The following is a 25,010-nucleotide window of genomic DNA, read 5'->3' as shown; positions in this document are numbered from 1 at the left end:
ACTTGTTATTATCCTTGTTTCGTCGTTATTGACGCTTTCTTCGTGAACTTACCTGAATACCTGATGTGCTCACTTTTGGTGCTTTATCAATTGCACCTGCCAAAGCTGAAAGTGTTGGCATTCTCATAAATGCCGACAAAGGTACTTTGACTTTAAATTCTCTTTGTACACGAGCCAGTATTTGACTGGCTTTGAGCGAGTGACCACCAAGTTCAAAAAAGCTACAATGCTGCCCAACTTGCTGTACATGTAATTGTTCACGCCATATTGCCGCTAATTTTTTCTCGGTTTGAGTATTGGGGGGTAAAAACTCAGTGTTCGCTGGTGCTAAACAATCGAGTAAGGCTTTACGATTAACCTTGCCGTTGGCAGTGAGCGGCAATTGTTCAATGTGCTGCCATACATCTGGACGCATAAAATCAGGTAATGTTTTTGCCAGCTCAGTTTGTAAGTTGATTTGCAACGACGGCCAGTCAGTTATCGCCGGTTCTGGCACCACAAAAGCAATGATACGAGCCCGTGTATTGGCACTGCCCTCACTTTGATGTAATACCACCGCCACATGCGCGACACCTGCTAGGTTTAGAATATTATGTTCTATATCACTGAGTTCAACGCGGTGCCCTCTAACTTTAACTTGTTCATCAGTGCGACCTAGGTAGTGCAATCGTCCAAGGTAGTCAAAGCTTGCTCTATCGCCAGTTTTATAAAGTATTTCGTTTGCTTTAAAAGGGTGCGCTACAAATCGTTCACTCGTCAATTGTGGTTGGTTAATATAGCCTGCCGCTAACCCTTTCCCACCAATATACAACTCGCCTTGCGCACCAATTGGCAGCAAAGCTAAGTCTTCACCTAATACATAAAGTTGAGTATTTTGAATTGCTCGGCCAATAGCTACATCCGCCGATTGCTCTCCCTCTGGCACCACATAAGTACAGCACCCAACGGTGGCTTCCGTTGGCCCATATTCATTTACAATACGGACCTTGTTAGCTAACCAAGGTTGGCACGTTGCTTGGTGCAACGCTTCGCCGCCAACGACCAAAGTATGAATATTGGCTTTAAAGTCATTACCAAACTCTTGATAAATCAAATCTAAATGGGCTGGCGTTAATTTTGCCAAACAGAATTCACCTGTTTGAATGCCTTGAGCAAGTGCCATTAGCTGGGTTTGTTCATCAAATAGCACTACTTGCGCACCACTTGCTAAAGGCGCTAGCAAACTCGTTATTGTCGCATCAAAACTGATTGAGGTAGTCACGGGCACCTTGCCACCCGCAGGGTAATTATATTCACGTTGACAATGGCTAATATAATTGACCAATGCCTCATGGCTAACAGCCACACCTTTTGGTTGGCCCGTCGACCCCGAAGTATAGATCGCATAACAAGGGGATTGATGCGATAAATGTGGCCATACTTCGGGGCGCGGGAGCGGCTGTTGCACCAGCTCATCAACTTGATAAGCTGAAACATCAATACTGTGTGCCCAAGCAACGTTTGCTTCATTACTGAGTAACATCATTGCTTGGGCTTGTTTGAGCATATATTGCTTACGCTGGATGGGGTAATTTGGCTCTATCGGAATATAAGCCGCGCCAGCGCGCATAATCGCAATAATTGCTACCAATAAATCACTATGAGCGTAATAACAAACCCCCACATAATCACCACAACTTAACCCTTGCGCAAGCAAGGCACTGGCCAGTTGCTCACTGCGTTGTGCTAACTGCTGATACGTAAGCGCTTGGTTTGGTGCATAGACCGCGCATTGTTCTGGGTACTGTGCCACGGCACTGTCAAATAGCGCTAAGAAGTTTGCCATGGGTAATGATTGACTCTGCCCTTGCCACTCATTGAGCAACAATGTTTGCTGATATGCGGGTACGGTGTTAATACTTGCTAATGACTGACTTAATTGCGCACATGATAGCTGGTTTAATACGGTATCTAATTGCGCTACCAACCCTAACAGTTGCTCGCCCCCTTGCTCACTTGGGCTATGGTAGTTGAACTTAACTTTCAACCCTTGATGCTCACTTATCACCAAAGTAAGTGGCATTTCTGTTTTTTCAATCGCAAAATCGAATACAAAGTGGCTAGGGTGCGTTTCATGCGGATAATTTTCAAATACCACTAAAGAATCAAAAAGACGACTGTCAGAGGCAAGCCCAGCGACCACTTTAAGCTCCCCAAGATTAACTGCATGACTTTGCACCTGTCCCATTTGCAGCTGGATACCACTGAGCCAATCCCCCAGCGATGCTTGACCATCATAAGCAATCGGCAATGGTAGCGTTTCGATAAACAAACCAATCGATTGCTGTAACTGCCCCCGCTCAGGTTGGCGCCCGGCATGAGTTACACCATAACACACTCGTGATAACCCTTGCTGGCGCTGTAAAACAAGCGCCCAAGCACCTTGTAATACGGTATTGATAGACACATTCGCTGTGCGTGCTAACCTCTTTAAGGCATTTGTTGCAGGCTCATCAAGCTGTAAAAACTCGCTCATATAATGGCCTACTTCACCATCAGCTTGTTGCATCACCGATAGCGTATCTAATGGCAACTTGGTATGGGCAAAATCAGCTAACTGAGCTTGCCAAAAGGGCTCTACCACTCTCAACTCACGCTTTTGCGCTAATAAGTCATAGTTATTTTGTGGCAAGGGCTTATTATTTAATAAAGCGGTAAATTGTGCTAACAGTAAGCTCACGGACCAGCCATCCAAAATGCCATGATGGTGAACCAGCAGCATTTTTATTTGCTGTGCTTGCTCTATCCAATACACTCGGTGCAGCGGCGCTTGGCTAATCGTAAACCCTTGCGCTTTATCTGCTTCAAGCAACGCATTTAGCTGCTGCTCAGTGTGTATATCAACCGCCTGCCAAACAGCCTCAACCTGTGACTCTATCGCAACAATTGGCTCATCAGCATAACCTGAAATAAAACGCGCCCTGAGCATAGGGTGAGTATTAACTAACTGCTGCCAACACTGCTTGTAGAATGCTTGATCACTTACGGTGGCTTGTGGCAAATCAAAACACAGTTGCTCATGATAAAAATGCGCACTGTCGTGATGTAGACTATGAAACACCATCGCCTGTTGCATGCTGTTGGCTGGGAGCAAATGCTGCACGTTGGTATCATTTTGTAGCTGTTCAAATTGTGCAGCAGTTATTGCCACTTGCGGGTCACAAGCCGTTAAAAATGTATGACTTTGAGTATGTTGTAACAGCACCACCATCGCATTTAAATTTGACTCAAAACAATTAGCCAGCTCTTGGAGGCGCATCGCGCTGTCACCATGCACAGCATGCGACCAGTAGAGCTTAAGGCCATTTTCTGTCGCTTCAACATCTAGTGTTAATGCAAACCCTCGTTGATTTTTTGCACCCACCTGATGCGCAAGTAATAGTGCAGGGTCCAATCCAATAGCAAGCTCATCTGTATTTTGTGATGATTGTCCTAAAAAGTTAAGACATACATGCGCCTTTTCCAAACTGTTAATGTCTATGGCTCGGTCAACACTAGCAAGTTGCTGAGCAGACAATACTTGTTGCCTACTGGCATGGAGCGTGTCTAATAATCGACCGGAGGTTTGTACAAAGAGTGGATTAAAGTGTGTAAACCAACCAACCGTGCGGCTTACATTCACAGCGTCAACGGTGCGTCCATGGCTTTCTCCTGCAATCAATACTTGATCTATCGCAGCCCATTCACGAATAGCTTGCGCAAGTGCCGCGACCAACACAACTTGTTGGGTATTTTGTGCCAATGCACACTCATTTAACTGGGTATATAAGTCAACCTGCAAGGTCTGTGTTAATACCTTTGTGTTGCCAACCAGTAAAGCGCCTTTAAAATCATCGCTGTATAACGGCAAGCGAGACACTTTATTAAGTAAAAGTGACGATGGTTTAGCAATTTGATGAGTATCACACCATGCAGCCCAGTTTACATAACTACTTGTTGCGCTAGCTAACTCAGCAGGCTGTCCAGCTAAGTGCTGTTGATACGCTTGGTTTAAATCTTCAACAAGAATCTGCCAAGAAACATGGTCAACCGCACCATGGTGTATTACCCACAGTAAACGCGGTTGGTTATCAGCTAAGGTAAATAAGCGAGCTGCCCAAGGTCTTTGTGTAGCCAAATCTAAGCTCGATTGTAATGCACCTAACCAATCGTCAAACTCATTATCTGTCAGGTGAATGCTTTCACCTAAGGTAACGTCTGAGATCGGTGCGCCAATTGAGGCATGCCACATCTGCTGTGCCTGTTGTAATTTAAAACGCAACATTCCGTGGTGATTCACCACACTAAGCAGTGCGCTTTGTAATGCCTGTACATTGTAATTTTTTGGTAACGTCAAAATACGCGACTGATTAAGGTGATTTATTTGCGCAGCGTTATATTTAACGGCCCATTTCAAGATAGGTGTTAAGGCAAACTCTCCCTCATGTTGCGTATATTGTTGCTGCGTTTCGTTTACTACAACCGTTGCTAGTTGGGCGATAGTCTGATGGGTGAGCATCATTCTTGGGGTGATTTTAAGCCCTTGCTCTCGCGCCTTAAAAATGATTTGTAAACTAATGATTGAATCGCCACCTAAAGCAAAAAAGTTATCCTCAACAGCAATATCATCTTGCTTTAGCACCGCTTGCCAAATTGAGCGCAGAGTATCAATGACGGGGGAATTACTTTGTGCAACGTCATATGTTTGCACTTTTGGTTCAATGGCACACAGCGCATTTCGATCCACTTTACCATTATGCGTCAAAGGCATTGCTGATAACTCACACAATTGCGCAGGGATCATGTATTGAGGCATTGTTTTGCTCAAATGCTGACGCAATTGTTGTTGGCTTATAGGCTTAGCGCAAACATAATAAAGCGCCAATACCTTATTACCTTTGACATTGGTTTTTATCAATGCAATGGCATCGGTTACAGCCTCAATATCGAGCGTACAGGCTTCTATTTCTGACAATTCAATACGATAGCCGGCAAGTTTCACTTGATTGTCTTTACGCCCTAAGTAAACCAACTGCCCGCCATTGTTATACTTAACTAAATCACCACTTTGGTATATTTTTCGTTTCGCATCATAAGGATGCTGGATAAATTTCTCAGCGCTCATGTCAGGCAAATTCACATAACCATGAGCCAAACCAAAGCCCGCTATAAATAGCTCACCGACCACACCTTGAGGTACTTGATTGCCATCTTTATCAAGTACTAACAGCTCAGTTCCAGAAATTGCAGTACCAATTGGAACCGCTCCACTTTCTTTGCTATGTTGGGGTTCAAATCGATAAATACCACACCCTACCGTTGCTTCTGTTGGGCCATACTCGTTAAACACCTCCATTTTTGTATGCTGCCATGGCTCCAAAGCACCGTAGTGCAGTGCATCCCCACCGATGATCAGAGTTTCAACATTGCCTAAGGCATGTTTAGGTACATGTTGGCGTAATACATCTAAATGCGCGGGTGCTATTTTTACCGCACTGTAGCAACGTTCAGACCAAAGAGTACACAATGACTCCAATGGCGTTGATGGGTCGACAATGTACAATGGGCGTCCTGTTAACCATGGCAAAAATAAGCTTGTTACTGTCGCGTCAAAGCCAACTGAACTATGTAAGATCATACCCCCTTCAGTTTGCTCTGACAGGTATGTTGTTTGTGCAAATTGTAGATACTGGGCCAAGCCTGATAACCCAACTTGCACCCCTTTTGGTTTACCAGTAGAGCCTGAGGTGTAAATAATATATGCAGCCTGTGCATTAGTAGGGGCAGACTGCCAATCCATGCCATAGTGCTGCCAAGGTAGCAAGCTATTATCAACCACCGCCCGAGGTGTATGTTCATCGAACTGACACATTGACTCACATGACTTGTCGGTCAATATCATATCTGGCGACGCATCAGCGATAATATGCGCGATACGCTGCGTAGGATAGCTAGGGTCTACGGGGATATAGCACCACCGAGCTTTAATAGCCGCTATGATGCTTACTACCAACATCGGCGAATGCTGCTGCAATATTAAACAGCGCGGCTGTTTACCATGTATGGTTTCTTGTTCACGCAACCAATTGGCTATTTGATTACTATGTTGCTCTGCTTGTTCATAAGAAAGCTGTATATCACCTTGTGATAACGCTAATTTAGCCCCATGGCGCTTCGCTGCATGGCCTAAGGTTTCAGCTAGCCAAGTAGCAGGCATGGGGTGCTGGTCAATAAAGTCTGGGCGTTGATAAGCTTGCGCCGTAATAGGCACATCGGCCAACGCCACGTTTTGTGTATCAATTTGAGCTAAAGAAGTTAAAAATAGCTGCCATGCGGTTTGCAGTTGTTGCATCTGGTCGTCACTCACACGAGTGCTATCATATTCCCATTTACAATTGGCTGTACTTTCAAGACCTTGTGCCTCAACGAACAAAGTAAGTGGAAACTTTGCCTGTTGACTATCAAAAGCCAACTGTTGTAACTGCACATTAGGTAGCGATTGTTCATTTGACGTTTCTTTATATACAAACATCACCTCAGGGGTTTTACCTGCGCTCCAACCAACTGCATCAACCACGTCATCAAATGGCACTTGACCATGGCGAGTGGCATCTAAAAACCGTTTTCGAGTTTGATTGATTAAATGGTGAATGGTTTTTGTGCCATCACAATGCTGCCTTAATGCCAGCGTATTAAGCCTCAACCCTACATAGTCTTCTTGTGTCGATAGCCCTAAAACAGGCAATAACAAAGTAATATCTTGCTGTGCACCGCAATAGCGATATAAGAACGCATAAAACAAGCCAAACCAGCAGTTAAACTCTGAGCACTGAAGCGCTTTTGTTAAGCTGCGTAACCAACGCTGAGTCGACGCATCAATATGCTGTTGCACAATCGACACATCGGCCATGTTATCAACTTTATTGTTTATAGGCAGATTGAGCTGCGTTTGCGCATCGCGCAGTTGGTTTTGCCAAAAATCAATACTATTTTGCCATGCTGACGATGATCGGTTTTGCTGCTGCCATAATGCGTGTTTAATAATTTGATAATCGACCTCAATTTGTGTGCAGCTTGTTATTACATCGCTGTTTACATCACAAAGCTGCAAATACCTTTTGTGCCAATCATCACGAAAACGCGCCAGTGCTTCTTGGTCTAACATAATGTGATGACAGCCCAATATGACCGCATGATGCAACAGGTGATCGGTCACAAGTACCAGCGTAAGTGGTACGCCCGCCTCTAAATCCCAAACCTGTTGTTGCACTTTTTCAGTGTACTGCTGACAAAAATCATAAAATAAATCGGGCTGTGCTGCATAATCAACTTGCTGAAGCTGCAGCGGGCTATCAACGATGCGTTGCTGCAACCCTGAACTTGAATGCGTAAATTCACAACGTAATCCTGCATGTTCAAATAATGTTAATTCAAGCGCCTTATATAGCTTATCGGTTTGCAGCTCACCAGTAAGAAAATCACAAAACGCCAAGTTATAACTGGTGCTATCAATATCAAGTTGTTGTAAGTAATAAAGCCGCTGCTGCGCGGCACTCATTGGATACCATGTTTGCGCGACGATTTGATGCTCAACAACCTCAGCCTGCGCAGTGGTATTTTGTTGTACTTGAGTAATATACGCAGCTAACTCGCTAACAGTTGGGTATCTAAATAGCTCACTGACTCCTAAGTCCAAAGCAAACGCTTTACTTAACACTCGCATCATAGACACAGCCAATAACGAGTTACCGCCTAAGCTAAAAAAGTTATCTCGAAGTGCAATCCGTTCAACAGCTAAGAAGTCTTGCCACACCGTCGCTATTTGGCTGGCAATTTCATTATCCCCATCAAAGTCGACAGCCTGCTTATTAGTTGTTTGTGGCTCAGGTAACGCTTTAACATTAATCTTGTTATTTGGTAATCGAGGAAAATCAGCCATCGCAACAAAGCGGTCTATTTGCATGAAACTTGGCAAATGCTCCGCTAAATAAGCCCGTAACTGCACTTCATCTAAATCATGTTTTCCGACACTGACATAAGCGACAAGTAACGGCGTAGACTGCACCGTTTTAACGATGACTTTAGCATCAATTATTTGTGCATCTTGGCGTAAAACGGTTTCAATTTCGCTGGGTTCAATACGATAGCCTCGTACTTTGACTTGTTCGTCAATACGCCCTAAAAACTCTAATTGCCCATGTCGATTCAAACGCACCAAATCGCCTGTGCGATACATTTTTGCACCCTGATGAGCACTAAATGGGTCAGGCACAAACTTTTCTGCGGTTAATTCTGGTCGGTTTAAATATCCTTTAGCGACACCGATACCACCTACATAGAGCTCGCCTGGTAACCCCATAGGGCGCAATTGCTGCGCGCTGTCTAAAATCCATGTTTGTACATTAGGTAGTGGATGACCAATATGAACAAGCTCATCATCCCAGTGTAATTCAGCATTACTGGCGCTGACCGATGCTTCCGTTGGACCATAAGAGTTAACAAAACGTCGCCCTTTACCCCATAACCTCAACAAATCAATCGCACACGCTTCACCTGCAGTGATGATCACACTTAAATCTGGATAATCTTGATAGGGCAATGCAGCTAAAGAAGAAGCTGGTAATGTAACATGCGTGATCCGTTGCTCAATCAGCGTGTTTGCTAAATCTGGACCGGGCAAAATCGCCAGTTTATCAGCCATGACCAATACGCCACCCGAGCACAGCGTCATAACTATTTCCCATATCGAAGTATCAAAACTAAACGACGCAAATTGCAGCACTTTACTTCCCGGTTTCATATCCAGAAAGTCCACTTCCCCATATGCTAAGTTGCACACGCCAATGTGCGGCACCTCAACGCCCTTTGGTTTACCTGTAGAGCCTGAGGTATAAATAATGTAAGCAACATCTTGCCCAGTATGTTGTACATCTAACGCGACTTGATTAGTTCGTTTTTCCGATACACTGCGCTCAGTTTGAGTGCCGTACTGATAGATCTCGCCGTCTTCATTAAACACCAAGCAACGTACATTCATCGCCTGATATTGATCGACAACTTGCGCTTCACATAACAAAAACCGCATTTGCGTGTCTTCGATAATAAACTCGCGGCGCTGAGCTGGGTAATCTGGGTCTAATGGCACATACACTGCACCCAATTTTAAGATGGCATAAAACCCAACAACTAACTCAATAGAGCGTGAAATGCTCAAGCCAACTCGTGTGTCAGGGCGAACGCCCAACTGATATAACGCTTGTGCCCACTGCTGTGCACGCGCTTCAAGCTGCTGATAGTTGATTGTTTGTGATTGGTAGGTTACTGCGGTTAAATTAGGGGTTAATAGTACTTGTGCTGAGATCATGCCATCAATGGTATGAGTTTTAGGCATCTCTCCTGCCACACTTGCCATTGTTTTTAGCTTTTGGCACTGGGTATCACTTAACACACTCAGTTGTGATAAGGCCGCTGATGGCTGGGCCACAATATGCTCAAGCAGTTGACAAAAGTGACTGACTAACTGATTAGCTTGAAACTCATCAAATGCCACCGCGCCGTACTCAAAAATACCGCGCAATTGACTCTCATGCAGCCACATATCGGCACTTAAGCTATAACGCGCAATTTGACTGTCTATCCGCTCTAACCCATTACGGGTATACAACACTGGCAAGGTATTTTCGTGATAAGCAAATAAGCTTTGAAAAACTGGGTGAAAACCCAGTGTGCCCTGCAAATTTAAATCACTCACCATATTCGCAAATGGGTACCGGCCATGATGAATAGCTTGTTGAATATTGGCTGCAACTTGGCTTAGCAACTCGCTAAATGATTGCTGCATATCAAAATCAGTGACTATCGGCAGCGGGTTAATATTAAATTGTGCTTGCTGAGCCATCGCTAATTTAAATGGTAAACCGGTGATTACCTGTGACTGACCAGAATACTTGAACAAGAAAACCGTAAAGGCGCTAAACAACACACTATTTAGCGAAACTTGCTGTTGCTGAGCAAGTTGCTGTAATGCTGTTGTTAACTGCTCAGAGAGCTCAAAGCTGCGTAACCCACCACTAAATGGTGCGGTTTTATACTGCATACCAGTGAGATCAAGTTCTGTATTAACATCGCTTAATTGCTGTTGCCAATAAGTCTTGGCAACAGTTTCACTGGCTAACAATTGATGATTATCTTGTTGTTCTGGAGCTTCAATTAGCGGCGTCTGGTGATAAAACGCCAGTAAGTTCTCAAATAACAGAGTAAACCGGTCCGCATCAGCAAGTAAATGGTGTACGCATAATGCTAACTTCCAATGCGTTGGCCCTTGCAGCAACAAAACTTTTACCAACGGTCCCTGCGCTAAGTCAAATGGCACACGCGCCCACTCTTGCAATATATTATCAACCGACTCTTGTTGCTCAATCAGCCTATGGGTCAATACCGGTGAATTTCCTTGCTGCCAGCGCTGTGTATCTAAATCAACAGCTTGTGCCAGCTTATAGTGCGCCTCTAATTGGCAAAGCGCATTGTTCAGCTGTTCAACCTCTGCTTTACCCTCAAAAGTCATCACATAGGGCATATTATAAAGTGGTTGCTGGGCATAAAGTTGCTGTGTAAATACCAATCCTTTTTGCGCAAGTGTTAAAACATCAGGGTCGTACTGCTCATCATTTGGTATCTCTTGTGATACGTGTTCATATTGTTGATATAACGCTAATAAACGTGCAGCCGTTGGCTGACTTGCAAAATCAAAATAAGGTATTGAGACACCTGTTTTCTTTTTCACTTGAGCAAGTACACTGACCAACTGCAAGGATGAACCACCTAGCGCATACGCTGATGTAGAAGCACAAAACTGTACAGGGGCAAAGATAGCTAACCAAAGAGCCTTAATTGGTCCAGCAGCTAAGTGCTCTGGCTGCCACAATGTTGTCGAATCATTTAGCGACGCTTGCTCTAACACCTTAGCATCTGCAAGTGGTAGCTCCCCTTTTGACAACTTAAGCAGCTGCAAACGGTCTGCTTTGCCATTGGGCAACAGGGCAAAGTGAGCATGCTGATAAACCGTTGTTGGGATCATGTAAGCTGGTAACCGCTCACTCAACAAGTCATGTAAAGTATCTAGCTTAAGCTGTTGTGAACTAAGTAAATGGGCACATATCAAATGCGCACCTTGAGCGCTTTGATGGTAAGTCACAATGGCTTTTTCAACCGCGGGCAACTGCTCATAAGCCAGCTCTATTTCAGCAAGTTCAACTCGCTGTCCATTAATTTTAATTTGTTTATCTAAGCGACCCAAAATCACCAAGTCGCCTTGGCTGTTAAGCTCACCTTGATCGCCTGTTTCATATTGTGTGTACTGCTGATTATTCTTGGAAAATGCAATGGCCTGTAAACGCTTTGCACACCAATAACCTGAGGCGCTATATTGCGTCACAATAACCACTTCACCCCGGTTTTTAGGCGCAACAGAATGCGCATCATCAGATTGCTTTAAACTAAAACTACTGTCAGCTATGGGTAAACCTACAGGAATGGTGGCACCTAGTTTTTTTAGCTCTGATAATGGCAACTTAGGCACTTGATAACAAAAACGTGCCAAGGTGGTTTCAGTTGGGCCATATAAATTGTAAAGCTGCAATAACGGTGGTGCTACCTTATAAATATGCGCTGCCAACTCTGGACGCAGCTTTTCTCCTGCCAGCATTAACGCACGTACATGATTAAAACCATTAGCAATATTACGCTCTGGCTGTTGTAACCAAAGCTCAACAATAGCGGGGACTTGGTGTATCAGGCTCACCTGTGAGTGCGCTAAAAATTGCAGTGCTTCCTCTGGGTTGAGTAAAATATGTTGATTGGTAGGGATCACCAAGGTTGCACCACAGCATAGAGGTAGCAATACTTCGCGTAATACGGGGTCAAACCCAACCGACGTTAACATACTGCTTTTATCACTGGGTTTTACTTGCACAAAATCAGCTTGCCAACGAATAAAGTGTGCCAACGACTCGGTGCGACCTAAAATACCTTTAGGCTCTCCTGTTGAGCCAGAGGTGAAGTACAAATAACCTGACTTATGTGCATTACTGTCACTGCTATCACCAAAGGTAGACGTCTGAAGTATATTCTCATTGATAAATAGAGTATTCGCTGTATTAGGTAAAACAGCGGCAGTACTGTGTTCACACAAAATTACATCGGGTTGAGCTTGGCGTAAAATTAACTGTATTCTTTTGGAGGGCCATTTGGGGTCAATCGGAATAAAAATATGCCCAGCTCTTTGTGTCATTAACAAACAAACAACCCATAAAGGCGATTTATCTAGATATACGGCAACGCGCGCGGGCTGCTTAGCAACGGCCATCACACTTAAATGCTCACAAACCGACGTTTGTAAACTCTGTACGCTTTGAGACAATTGCTGGTATGAATAGCTCATCAAGCCATATTCAATAGCAATATTTGAGTTGTACTGCTTGGCAGCCAATGCGAAGTCATGCCATACATTCATTGTTCTAATTCCCTAAACTTTTCAAAGCGCTCAGCGCGGTTGCATCTATTTTTATTGGCATACAATGAACTAAAACAAAGCTATGTTTATTGCTCATTCAACCATTGTGATTCGAACCAGCTACTCAACTGCTTTTAATCACAGAGATATCAATTGTATAAAGCCCAAGATGCTCAAAATAAAAAATAAGCTAACAAACACCCCATTTAATGCCTTGTAAATGTTTAAAATTGTTAAAATCTTTAAAACAACAATTTACATAATAAAAAGCAATAAAAATCAAAGGTGTAGTTAAGTTTTGTTGCATTAAAAAAAACAAAACTAACCAATAAATGTATCCGAAAATAATATGACCAAAATCATAAACCACCAACAAACCTTTGATAAATAAAGAGTTTACCTTTATTGGGTATATATATCATATACTCAGCTGTTTAAAGAAACTACAGCTCCTTACAATCACTTACTGAATTGTATTTTCGCACTCAGTATCTTAGGCCCGGTAAATACAACAGGCACTCATTAACTAAGCTCAGGTTGTTACAGTACCTATATCGTTATTTGAGGCATATGCCTGTGTATTGCATTGAAACAGCACACAGATTTTTCGTTTAATAAGGAAGTCAGTGATGTGAATGAACAGCACTGAGCTGTTCAGCAATTACCTCTGTGAACACAGCTAAGATTTAACAAGGAAAATACGATGAAAATGCATTTATATACACTCACATTAACATCTGCATTGCTGCTAGGTGCGACTAATGCGGCACATGCTGAAGGTAACTTTGGCTTGGGTCTGGGCGCATTTAATGGCTCTACCGTATATAAAAATATTGATACTGAAGTTTATATACTGCCAGTTTTAATGTATGAAGGTGAAAACTTCAGCCTGTCTCCAACTAGAGCAGAGTATCATTTACAGTTTAATAGCAATATGTGGGTAAGTGCGATTGGCGCGCTTAGATTACAAGGGTATGAAGCTGAAGACAACGCCACATTCAAGGGTATGGACGACAGAGATATTGGTATTGATTTAGGTGCAAGTGTAAACTACTACTCAGAAGAAATTGGCTTTTTGTCAGTTGAATGGCTAACTGACGTAAGTGACGCATCTGAAGGAGATGAGGTTTCTGCAATTTGGGCATATCCTATCGAAGGTCAAGCGCTTACAATTACTCCTAGTGTGTTCTGGCGCTGGCAAAGTGAAGATTTAGTTGATTACTACTATGGCGTAACGAGTAAAGAAGCAACAGCAAGCCGTGCAGCTTATAAAGCTGACTCGGCATCCACTTTTGGTGCAGCACTTTCCCTTGACTACAAGCTAACTAAGAGCATTACACTATTTAGTGAAGTTAGCGCATTCTCACTTGATGACGAAATCAAAAATAGTCCACTCGTTGACGACGATAAAGACTACGGTTACGGCGCATCTATCGGTTTTGTGTATAGCTTTTAATATTGCAAATTCCGTGTTTGGAGAAAGCCTTTATCTTTAGGCTTTCCCCATCTCTGTACTCGCCATGAGCATTTAACTATATGCACTAAATCTCGATGTAATTGCATTTTCATCACGTTAATAAACGCTTCTTTTTACCTGTATTTAAAGCATACCTTAACCAAATTCTAACCCAAACTTTCTACCTCAACAGTTGCAAAAGCTATTTACAAAGGCTTACTGACCCGTATTTTTTAAATCCGTATTATGCTCACTTATAACACACATTTTACTCTTGAGTTTATCACATACAAGGAGCGACCATGTTGATTCGAGCAACCGCGTTTACACTCATGCTATCACCAGTAATGGCAGTGGCTAACCCAATCACAACATCTGAAGGCGTACTTGAAGTTGTTGTTAATTCCGCAAAAAATAACGATGGTGAGATACAAGTCGCACTGATGAATAAAGCCGCACAGTTTGACTCGAAAGAGCCGCCTGTGGCCGTCTGCAGACAAATCGTAGATAAGCAAAAAGCACTGTGCAAATTTGAAAAACTGCAACATGGTGAGTACGCTATTTTTGCCTACCATGATGAGAACAAAAACAAAGAATTAGATGAGAACTTCTTAGGTGCTCCCACAGAAAAGCTGGCTATCAGTGGTGTTGATTTAGCGCAAAATCAATCACCGACCTTTGTACAAAGTAAATTCAAGTTTAATAGCCAATTGGCACAAGTATTTATCAACTTACAGTAGTATTGTTTGGAGCTTGCTATGAAGCGTGTATTTTCAAGTTTACGAGTAAGGCAAGCGATTGCCACGACAGTCGCGTTGTTTTTTTTATTAGTGGTGTTAGATGAGCTAGAAAAAGCAGAGCAAGCTAACATCAAAAGACCGACTACAAATAATGCAGGGCCGAGCCTACATGTCGCTTCGGTGGTTAACATTGAGCCAGTAACACAACTTCCCAGTTTAATGCGCTTAGGTTATGTTGAACCACTTAAAATGACTGAAATAACCAGCGATGTATCAGGGCGTATCATCTCTGTAACAGATGCTTTTCGTAAGGGTCAATTGTTAGACAAAAGTAGTGCGCTATTACATGTTGACCCACTACCTTATCGAGTCGCACTTGCCAACGCCCAATCACAGTGGGCGCAAGCAAAAACAGAGCTTAAAAATGCGCAAACTCAATACGACGCCAAAAGCTTGGTTGTTAAATCAGCGCAAAGTCAACTTAAGCTAGCAGAGCTACAAGTTGAACAAGCAAAAGTGGATTTAAACCGTACCGTCATAGCACTACCTTTTGATGGCGAGCTGGTACAAATAAAAGCGAACTTGGGCGAGTATGTAGGACCTGGCAGTTCAGTCGCATCAGCGTTACCCAAAGCAAAACGTGAAATTCGGGTGCCGATAAATATTGAAGAATTTGACGAACTAGATACGCCACTCCTTAATAAGCAACTCACCGTTTACAGTTTAAATAAGCTAAAAACTTGGCAAGGTAAAGTCACGGGTGTAAGTCACTTTAGCGAAAACCAGCAACGCACCTTATATGTGAGTATTGATAGCGAACATAGCAGTCTGCCGATGTTTGGCGAAAATGTGTACGTTCAGCTTCCTCATAAAAACTGGCAAAATACTTATTCAGTTCCAGAGTCAGCACTGACAGAAAAATATGAAATTTGGCTACTTGATGAACATAACAAAACATATCGCCACAAATTAAACGAATTTACTATGAATAACGGTATGGTGTACTTTCCAATGCCAAACCCCCAGTTTAAACGTGTGGTTGAGTTTCCAAGAGGCTACTTAAGTCAAGGGATGGAACTGGCGGTAAAGTCACCAATGACCACTAAGGAGGCGTTATGATCCAGTGGTTTATACGCCATCCCATTGCCTCAAATTTATTAATGATGTTTTTGTTGTTGGGGGGATTGCTAAGCGCCAATAATATGCGTAAAGAAATTGTGCCTAAGTTACCGTCCAATCAGCTTGTTATATCAACTTATTACGAAGGTAAAACTGCAGAGCAAGTTGACCGAGAAATCGGCCAAAAAATTGACCGAGCCCTTGAAGGGATCAGTGGCATAAAGTCGATTAACAGTATTGCCGGGCAAAATAGCCTCACTGTTACCATAGTTAAGCTACTTGACTACGACATGAACCGATTAATGGCAGATGTTAAATCGAGTATAGACAGCATTTATGATTGGCCATTACTTGCCGAGCGACCGCAAATAATACAAGAAACCTTAGTATTTGATGCATTACTGGTACAACTGCATGGCGATACTGACCCAGATAGCTTGATTAAAGTCGGTGAGACCGTTAAGCAAAAATTATTAAGCTACCCTGCTATTCAAAAAATTGAAGAATACGGTGCCCATTCTTATGCCGTGTATATCCAAGTTGACCCCTACAAAATGCGTCAATATGGGCTCAGCTTTGATGATATTTCTACTGCCATAAACCGCCAATCGGTACGTGCCAAAAGTGGTGTACTTAAAACCCCCAATGGTAAATACCTACTGTACTCTGACCATGTTGCAGAAACAGAAAAAATGCTTTCAAGCTTAGTGGTGACAGTTACAGAGCAAGGCCATATTATTTATTTGTCAGACATTGCTGACATTAAAGACGACATCACTGAACATGACTCAAATGTGACATTTAATAACCAAGCGACCATGGGCTTTGCGGTTAAAATGTCAGCCACCAGCGATGTGTTAGAAATTTCAGAACAAACTGAGCTTGCAGTTAAGGAGATTAAAGCCACCTTGCCTAATAACTTAGATATTACAGTGTGGTTTAACGCTGCACACTATGTGCAAGAACGCTTGGATCTACTGCAAACAAATGCAATACAAGGTTTTTTACTCGTTTTTATTATCTTAACGCTGTTTTTAAATATGCGTTTAGCGTTTTGGGTTGCCATGGGCTTGCCAGTGGCGATTGCTGGCACATTTATTGTTTTAGGTGAGCTGGGTTTTCAGTACACCATTAACGAAGTAACCACTTTTGGCTTTATCCTTGTATTGGGGATTTTGGTCGATGATGCAGTTGTGGTTGGCGAGAGTATTTACAGCTATAAAGAAAAACATGGTACTTCTATAGAGTCCACAATTAAAGGCACAGAGCGCGTTGCGATACCGACGATTTTTGGGGTATTAACTACCGTTGCTGCCCTGCTGCCAATGACTCGATTTCCATCAGAAACGGGCCGTTTGTTCGCAGGCTTTGCGTGGGTTGTGATCGTTGCTTTGCTCTTTTCGTTAATTGAATCGAAGCTTATTCTGCCTGCACATTTACGGTCACTAAAATTTGATAATGAAGCAAACTCATTCACCAGAAAACTAACGGTTTACCCGCGTAAATTACTAGACTTATTAGCACATAAAATTTACCGCCCCGTGTTAGACGCCTGCTTAAGGTATCGCTATGTATGTTTATTTGGCTTTCTTAGCATGGTTTTCGGTATTTTAGGTAGCTTGCAAAATGGCACCATTCGCAGCGTGATGTTTCCAGATGTACCCAGTGATTTGATCATACTTGAACTTAATCTTGAACAAAACGTGCCAGTGTCGTTACTGCAAAAAGCAGAAGCACAAGTTAAGGCGGTAAGAGCCAATATCAATGAGCAATATAAACAAACGCATGCACTTGATGGGGATATTATTGAAAAAGCCATGACAGTAACCTTCGAGCAAGGCAACATTGTGGTGTTTGCAGAGCCAATAAGACGTGACCTACGTACCGAGATCAACCTTAGAAAGGTCGCTAATCAATGGCGCAAAGCGCTACTTGATATAGAAGCGCTACAAAGTGTTGAAGTCACCGTATCTTTAGAAGGCACAAGCGCAGGGACTTATATTCGACTCAACCACCCAGATATCAATAAACTGAACGAAATTAGTGAGTTCACAAAGCAGTGGTTAACCCGCCAAGAGGGCGTTAATAACGTACTAGAAGAAAACCTCTCAGCGATGCCGCAACTGGCCTTTACTTTAAAACCTGAGGCACAATTGTTTGGTATTACTCATCGTATGCTTTCAGAGCAATTGGCAACTGCTTATGGTGGCTTAGAGCTTGACCGTTTTTATCGCGACGAACATCGAGTAAAGTTGTATTTGACCTTCCACCAACAAATGCGAGACTCGCGCTCAGACCTTAACTCGCTATACATTTATAATGATAAAGGGCAACCGATTCCCCTCTCGGCAGTAGCTGATGTAGAAACAACCACGGTCAATAATACCCTCACCCGCTTTAATGGTGAGCTAACTCGCTCGTTAAAAATTGATGTTGATAAAAGCGTTATATCACCCGAGCAGCTCTATACGCAGCTGGAAAGAATATATAATAGAAGCGTAAAGTCGCAATACCCAAATGCTGGGCTTAAACGCGCAGGCGAGCTTGAGCAAACCGTTGAGTCAACCAAGGGCTTAGGTGTGGCATTTACCGTAGCTATTGCACTTATTTATGTGCTTTTAGCCATCCCGTTAAAACGCTATGGTCAACCTTTACTGATTGTGTTCTCTGTGCCATTTGGTTTAGTAGGGGCAGTACTTGGGCATGTTTGGTTAGGCCTGAGTGTAAGCCTTTATTCATGGCTGGGTATGTTAACGCTCTCAGGTGTTGTGGTGAACGACAGCCTATTGATTGTGAATCGCTATAACCAGCTTTGTCATGAATTAGAGAGTAAAGTAGACGCCGTACGACAAGCCTGTTTAGACCGCTTTAGAGCGATTTTTTTAACCACAATCACCACCTTTGCAGGGCTTTTACCACTTTTGAATGAAACCTCTGAGCAAGCACAGTACTTGATCCCCGCGGCGGTGTCGTTGGCTTATGGCTTATTATTTGCAACCTTAATTTGTTTAATACTAATGCCCACGTTATTAATTATTTCATCAGATATTAAAGCGTTTGTTACCATGAGAGAGTTCACAATGGCAAAAGCGCATCAAACTCAAAAAGCTAAGGCGTTATAAGTATTAATGCAGGGTTACATAGTGTAACCCTGCATTTGAATATTTAGGCAATACTGCCTAGCTTGCTATCAGCAGACCTTTCAGTACAGGCAGAGACATATTTTCGGTTAACTTAGCTTTTGTGCATATCATCAACGCTTTTGCTCATCATTTTTAAAATAAACTGAGGGAAAAAGCGGCTCATAAACTTCAGTTGATTTGACTGGCCTGGTCTAATTTCATCTTTATTTTTGTTCAAGCCACTGATTAAATCTGCAACCAGTTCAGTAACTGACATGGCGGTACTGCCTTGCATATCTTCGGCACTAAAACCATCTAGCAGCTCTGTTTTTGTGCCCGGAGGTGCTAATTCAAATACTTTAATATCGGTATTTCTCAGTTGCTCACGAAGCGATAAAGTATAAAAGTGCAGCGCTGACTTTGTGGCACTATAAATAGGAGAAACCGGCATAGGCACAAAAGCAAGGGCTGACGAAACATTAACAATGGCTGCATTTGAATTTTGCTTTAATAATGGTAAAAATTTATCGACCATCCAAATTGGCCCTTTCACGTTTATATCAATTTCTTTCACTAAATTTTGCGCACTGTGCGAGTGACTTTGTAAATTCACTTTAAGCATCATGCCAGCATTATTGATTAACATGTTAAGCTTTGGGTGATTTTTCGACACTTCGTCATATAAGATTTGAATATCATCGGGGTTACTCACATCACTTTTTATCGTATGTACCCCGTCTAATTGCGCTTGTGCCTGTTGTAGTTTTTGTTCATTTCGCCCAGTTATAATAACGGTATTACCTAGCTCTAAAAAAGCCCTCGCCATTTCAAGACCAATGCCGCTTGTGCCACCTGTTATTAAAATCGTATTTTCGCTTAACTTCATTGGTAGTTATCTCTAAATGGTTAAATTTATCACCAAAGCATATACCACATTGGTATTTATGCGACATGCATGTTGATGTAGCAAGTCACAATATAATATCAATCGTATTTAACAAAGATGTGTCGGTATTTAGGCGCTACTTCTGCGCTCAGGGCTCTGAGTGTTTTGCAAAATACCCCACCGTTTGTCTTATGGGATAGATTGAAAGCGCAGCAATAGCGATAATGTTACAAGCCCAACCGCCAATACGATAAACTATGCCCAATTCATGGTAATTAAAATAACCTCTGGCAATTAATTCCATAAATAACAGCAATGAATATATAAACTTCGCATACATACAAATACGCGCTGTTCTTGAGAATAAACACCCAAGCAGGCGATGTACCGTATATAAGGCAGCTAAAAAAGCAAATTTTTGCGCAATCATTCCCATATAAAATATTTGGATCAGTTCAACACGTGCCAATTCAAGTGAAAGCAGGTATTGTTCGACTTCACTGCTGACTATATGGAATAATAAAAAAAGTACCGCAGCCATAAAGCAAGAGTGCATTTCGTGTAGTTGCAGTGAGTTAAGAGTGTGGTGGCGAGCAAAAAATAAAGACCAACGATGCTTGGGAAATTGCGTTACTAAAAACCACAATACAATCAGCAATTCATAACCTTTAAAAATCCATCCTAGCTGATATAAAAAATCATTTAGGCTCATTTATACAATACCCTTAGCATCAACACACCCTAACTTTAAAATTGCTCTTTTTGGGTATTAAAATAACCCAAAGTTTGCCTGATGGGGTAAATAGAAAGCGCGGAAATAGCGATAATGTTACATGCCCAGCCGCCGATCACATACACTATGCTTAATTCGTGGTAATCAAAATAGCCACGGGCGATTAATTGCATGAATAACAAAGCCATATGAACAATAGATGTATATAAACAAATACGTGTCGCTTTTGAAAATAAGCAACCTTTTATACGATGCACACAAACAAGCATAAGTTGAAATAAAAAGAAACTCATCATAGATACCAAATAAAACAACCTTATTTTATCACCTAGTTTCGGTATCATATTAAGAATAAATTGATCTAGCTCACTTGCAAAAACATGTACAGTAAAAAAACAGACCGCGGCCATAAAGCAAGAGTGCATTTCGTGTAGTTGCAGTGAATTAAGAGATTGGTGGCGGGCAAAAAATAAAGACCAGCGATGCTTGGGAAATTGCGTTACTACAAACCACAATATAATCAACAATTCATACCCTTTAAAAAATCCATCCTAGCTGATATAAAAAATCATTGAAGCTCATTAATAAACATCCACTTTCTTAGTTCACTCAACTCGAGTAAGTAAAATTAACATAGATTAAGCCTCTCTTTGCGTTTGAAAATAAGCCAATGTTTGCCTGATTGGGTAAATTGAAAGCGCTGCAATAGCGATAATGTTACAAGCCCAACCGCCAATACGATATACCATCCCTAGTTCATGGTAATTAAAATAACCTCGTGCGATTAATTGCATGAATGAAAGTGCTGAAGATAAGAAAATCATATACATACAAATACGTGCAGTTTTTGAAAAAAGGCACCCTCTTAGTCGGTGAAAAACATACATTGTCAGTAGACATATAAAAAAATGTGCTATCACGCCTGTATAAAATACCTTTATTCGATTAATCTGTTTAAACTCTAATGAAAGCAAGTATTGCTCAACCTCCCCACCAAAAGTATGAAACAGCATAAATACCACTGCACTCATAAAGCAAGAGTGCATTTCATGTAATTGCAGTGAATTAAGAGATTGGTGTCGGGAAAAAAATAAAGACCAACGATGCTTGGGAAATTGCGTTACTAAAAACCATAATACAATCAGCAATTCATACCCTTTAAAAACCCACCCTAGCTGATATAAAAAGTCGTTTAGGCTCATTTATACAAAGTCCATATTATTAATCCATCTACACATAAACCATTATTTAAAGACCAAAAGTGAACAAACCTGTTTATGCACAACTTTGATGGCCCATAAGATCGAATCGTGCAACGTGATAGCCACTACGCTTAATCGAACTACAAAAAAATGACAATCTAGAGATTGCCATTTTAGCATGAATGAAATTTTATATGTTTTAACTTGTTACTTAAGAAGCCGCAGCCCGTTTTTGTTTAAAGTAACCTTTAATTGAGCGAACAGGGTAAGTTGCTAGTGCTGCAATAGCAATAAGAGAGCACAACCATGCTCCAACCCTATATATAGGAGTAAGTTCATGATAATCATAATAACCACGCGATATTAACTCCATACCAAGCAACATTATAAAAACTATTTTTGTGTAGGTACAAATACGCGCTGTTGAAGAAAAAGTACAACCTCTAATCAAATGTAAGCAAAACAACATCAACACAAATGAAAAATGAACCACAGCAATGCTGGTATAAAAAAGCTTAATGTGCTCTACCCTCTCCATCTCCAGCGATAGTAAGAACTGCTCAAGTTCAGAGCTTATAAGGTGGAAAACAAGAAAACAAAATGCAGTTAAAAAACACGAATAGAGTTCGTGATGCTGAGTTGAAGCTAGATCTTTTTTAATTCCAAAAAAAAGCTTCCATTTCATTTTTGAAAACTTTTTTAACCAAAATAAAACTATTAAAAACTCAACAGCCTTTAATCCCCAACCTAGATTATATAAAAGTTCATTCATGCTGATCCTTAATTTTGCTTTTGTTTAGCTATTGCAGGTTATATAAGGCATAGACCAATAAGCTCTCTGTACTTGTGGAGGAGATCCACCATCTTGTCCACCAGCAACCAATTTAGCGCGCTCTGTCGACAACTTTTTTAACTTCTTTGATTTAATTTTTAGCTTCATTGAGGTTTTCATTATCCAAGTCCTTACTTTCAGGCATACATCCCTCACCTCATTGCGACAATGTTAACCGAGTGTACACAACTTAGCAACATCAATTTAGGTGCAATTTTAACGCAAAGGTTTGGTTTGTATGAAATTATTAATATTCTCATTCCTGATACAGCATAAAAGCCGCATATCAGTACTCTTATGTTACTGATTAAGCGTGAATTCAACAAATAATTTAGTTACAGTGCGTTATTGATATAATGAATTTATGAGCTTTTATTGTGTTCATCTGACCAATAAGATAGGCTGGCTTGAGTTGTGAGTATTTTATTATTCACCTCTAAACACTTCACGCCATGGTGCAATAACAACAATACGCTACACTACAGTAGAAGTAGTTAACGCGCTGTATGATTAGCTTGTTGTCTTAGGTCATTGTCATGAAATTAAAACACGTACTTACGCTGTCTTTTATCTTTTTGTCTGTACTGCCTTTATTTTTAGCCCTGCAATACCTTAATGAATACACTGCAAAACAACATCGAACCCAAGTTGAAGAAAAGCTTGAAGCTTTATCCTTCATTGCCGAAAAGCGAATTGAAGCAGTTATTGCACGTGTTATTGATAGCAATGCACTCATTGCCAGTCGCACCCAAATGCGACTTAGTTTGGTTAAATGGTTAGAGCTGCGCGATAAACTTGCTTTGCAAAAGGTAACTCAAATAATCAAAGATGCTAAAGGGGGCATGACCCGCCTGCACAACATTAGCATCTATGATACGCAGGGTAATTTAGTGACCTCTACACTTAACCAAAGCTTGTCTACTACATTAGCGCTCCCTATAAAAAAAGCCCTCCCCTTAGTGAAACTCAATCATGCTGATGAACAGTTATTTGTTGCCAGTTTAAACAGGCTAATGCTAGATAATCATGTTATTGGTTATATTGAAACGCAGTTTTATGCAGATTTTGTGATAGAACTTATCCAAGAACGTACGGGATTGGGAAAAAGTGGTGAATGGCTATTCGCTGTACGCAACCAAGATGGCGATGCATTATTTGCAGTGCCACTAAAATACGACTCACAAGCCGCATTTAAACGTACTGTGAGTAAAAGTAACGTGCAAACCCCTATCACACAAGCATTAATGGGTAACGAAGTTATTATGGCCCATGCACCTGATTACACAGGCCAAGCAGTTTTAGCATCAACACGCTATTTACCATCCCTTGATTGGGGGATTGTTGTTAAAATGAATGAAGCTGAAATCAGTGAATCGATTAAAAAAACAAGTATTGTTATATACTTGTTAGAAGGTATTATTTTAGTTTTAGCGATTGCCATTGGCGTGAGTATCTCGGTCTATATTTCTAATCCAATAGAAAAACTCATCTCCCACACTAACAAAGTCGCCAAAGGTAACTTTGACCCCTACACCAACGTGAGTGGGTTGCAAGAGGTCAAAGAGCTCAGCAAGCACTTTAATTATATGATTAGCGCATTAAAAGACTTAAACGACAATCTTAATCAAAAAGTTCTAGCGCGCACGCAAGCGCTTAATAACGCCAACCAAAAACTCAAAGAGCTCAGTATTAAAGACCCTTTAACGGGCTTATTTAACCGACGCCACCTACACGATGTACTTAGTCATGAGTTAAACCGCTCCACGCGATATAAAAGCCCATTAACACTATGTATTATGGATATTGATCATTTTAAAACCGTCAATGATACTTGGGGTCATGATAAAGGTGATGAGGTATTAATCAAAATGGCTAAGTACTTACAAACTACCCTTCGAGACTGCGACACCGTAGCCCGTATCGGAGGAGAAGAGTTTTGTATCATACTGCCATCTACGCGTGTGAGCGCATCAGTGGGGTTATTAGAGCGTATTAGGCAAGATATTTCAGATATTAATTTTGATACGTGCCTCGAGCAATTTACAGTTACCGCCAGCTTTGGCGTAACCCTTTGCGCTGGAAGTAAAAATAATATAGATAACATCCTCAAACAAGCTGATTTAGCCTTGTACAAGGCTAAGTCAAAAGGCAGAAATCGGGTTGAAGTGTACTCACAAAGCGACGATAACAATAGTGTAAACAGTTAACTTTGCAGCTTTGGGTAAACGAGTTACCCAATTAAAGCTATTTTATTCACTCTAGCGAGCTAAATGACTCATGTAGAATTATTACTCAGTCATTTATCTAATGCTATTGGTATTATTGCAAGAGAAAACCACCTTGATACAGAAAAATACCCTTATTAGCATATAAGCGATGTTAGCTTAAAAA

12 protein-coding genes are annotated in these 25,010 nt (G+C 41.5%); 5 read left to right on the top strand and 7 right to left on the bottom strand.

Annotation, left to right across the window (positions count from 1 at the left end):
- Positions 1-25: 25 nt before the first annotated feature.
- The gene (locus SANK73390_RS14750; RefSeq protein WP_462766827.1) at positions 26-12,529 is read right to left on the bottom strand and encodes an amino acid adenylation domain-containing protein; all 12,504 of its coding nucleotides are present in this window, start codon (positions 12,527-12,529) and stop codon (positions 26-28) included.
- Positions 12,530-13,232: 703 nt separating this feature from the next.
- Between SANK73390_RS14750 and SANK73390_RS14745 the strand changes: the two genes are divergently transcribed.
- From SANK73390_RS14745 to SANK73390_RS14730, 4 genes are all read left to right on the top strand, one after another.
- The gene (locus tag SANK73390_RS14745) at positions 13,233-13,985 is read left to right on the top strand and encodes a MipA/OmpV family protein (RefSeq protein WP_462766825.1); all 753 of its coding nucleotides are present in this window, start codon (positions 13,233-13,235) and stop codon (positions 13,983-13,985) included.
- Between the two features lie 302 nt (positions 13,986-14,287).
- Entirely contained in the window at positions 14,288-14,725 is a 438-nt protein-coding gene (locus tag SANK73390_RS14740) for a DUF2141 domain-containing protein (RefSeq protein ID WP_462766823.1), read from the top strand.
- Between the two features lie 18 nt (positions 14,726-14,743).
- A complete protein-coding gene (locus SANK73390_RS14735) occupies positions 14,744-15,844 on the top strand; it encodes an efflux RND transporter periplasmic adaptor subunit (RefSeq protein ID WP_261591636.1) in 1,101 nt (366 codons plus the stop codon).
- Complete coding sequence (locus tag SANK73390_RS14730) at positions 15,841-18,966, top strand: efflux RND transporter permease subunit (protein ID WP_462766821.1); 3,126 nt, start codon at positions 15,841-15,843, stop codon at positions 18,964-18,966. The genes SANK73390_RS14735 and SANK73390_RS14730 overlap by 4 nt, the downstream gene beginning before the upstream one ends.
- 112 nt (positions 18,967-19,078) lie before the next feature.
- Here SANK73390_RS14730 and SANK73390_RS14725 read toward each other — a convergent pair whose 3' ends face one another.
- From SANK73390_RS14725 to SANK73390_RS14700, 6 genes are all read right to left on the bottom strand, one after another.
- Positions 19,079-19,852, bottom strand: coding sequence for an SDR family oxidoreductase (locus SANK73390_RS14725; protein WP_462766819.1), 774 nt, complete (start codon positions 19,850-19,852; stop codon positions 19,079-19,081).
- Positions 19,853-20,000: 148 nt separating this feature from the next.
- Positions 20,001-20,564 (bottom strand): hypothetical protein, encoded by a 564-nt coding sequence (locus tag SANK73390_RS14720; protein WP_462766817.1) that lies wholly within the window; start codon positions 20,562-20,564, stop codon positions 20,001-20,003.
- 35 nt (positions 20,565-20,599) lie between these two features.
- A complete protein-coding gene (locus tag SANK73390_RS14715; RefSeq protein ID WP_462766816.1) occupies positions 20,600-21,112 on the bottom strand; it encodes a hypothetical protein in 513 nt (170 codons plus the stop codon).
- A gap of 111 nt (positions 21,113-21,223) precedes the next feature.
- Entirely contained in the window at positions 21,224-21,787 is a 564-nt protein-coding gene (locus SANK73390_RS14710; RefSeq protein ID WP_462766814.1) for a hypothetical protein, read from the bottom strand.
- A gap of 211 nt (positions 21,788-21,998) precedes the next feature.
- Complete coding sequence (locus SANK73390_RS14705) at positions 21,999-22,559, bottom strand: hypothetical protein (protein WP_462766813.1); 561 nt, start codon at positions 22,557-22,559, stop codon at positions 21,999-22,001.
- A gap of 24 nt (positions 22,560-22,583) precedes the next feature.
- Entirely contained in the window at positions 22,584-22,739 is a 156-nt protein-coding gene (locus tag SANK73390_RS14700) for a hypothetical protein (RefSeq protein ID WP_462766812.1), read from the bottom strand.
- Between the two features lie 416 nt (positions 22,740-23,155).
- Here SANK73390_RS14700 and SANK73390_RS14695 point away from each other — a divergent pair, with 416 nt between their 5' ends.
- Positions 23,156-24,826 (top strand): diguanylate cyclase, encoded by a 1,671-nt coding sequence (locus SANK73390_RS14695; RefSeq protein WP_462766811.1) that lies wholly within the window; start codon positions 23,156-23,158, stop codon positions 24,824-24,826.
- The last annotated feature ends 184 nt before the right edge of the window (positions 24,827-25,010 follow it).

Source organism: Pseudoalteromonas sp. SANK 73390 (assembly GCF_054966645.1).
Note: the sequence above shows the minus strand (reverse complement) of the source record. Positions and strands in the feature narration are given on the sequence as shown.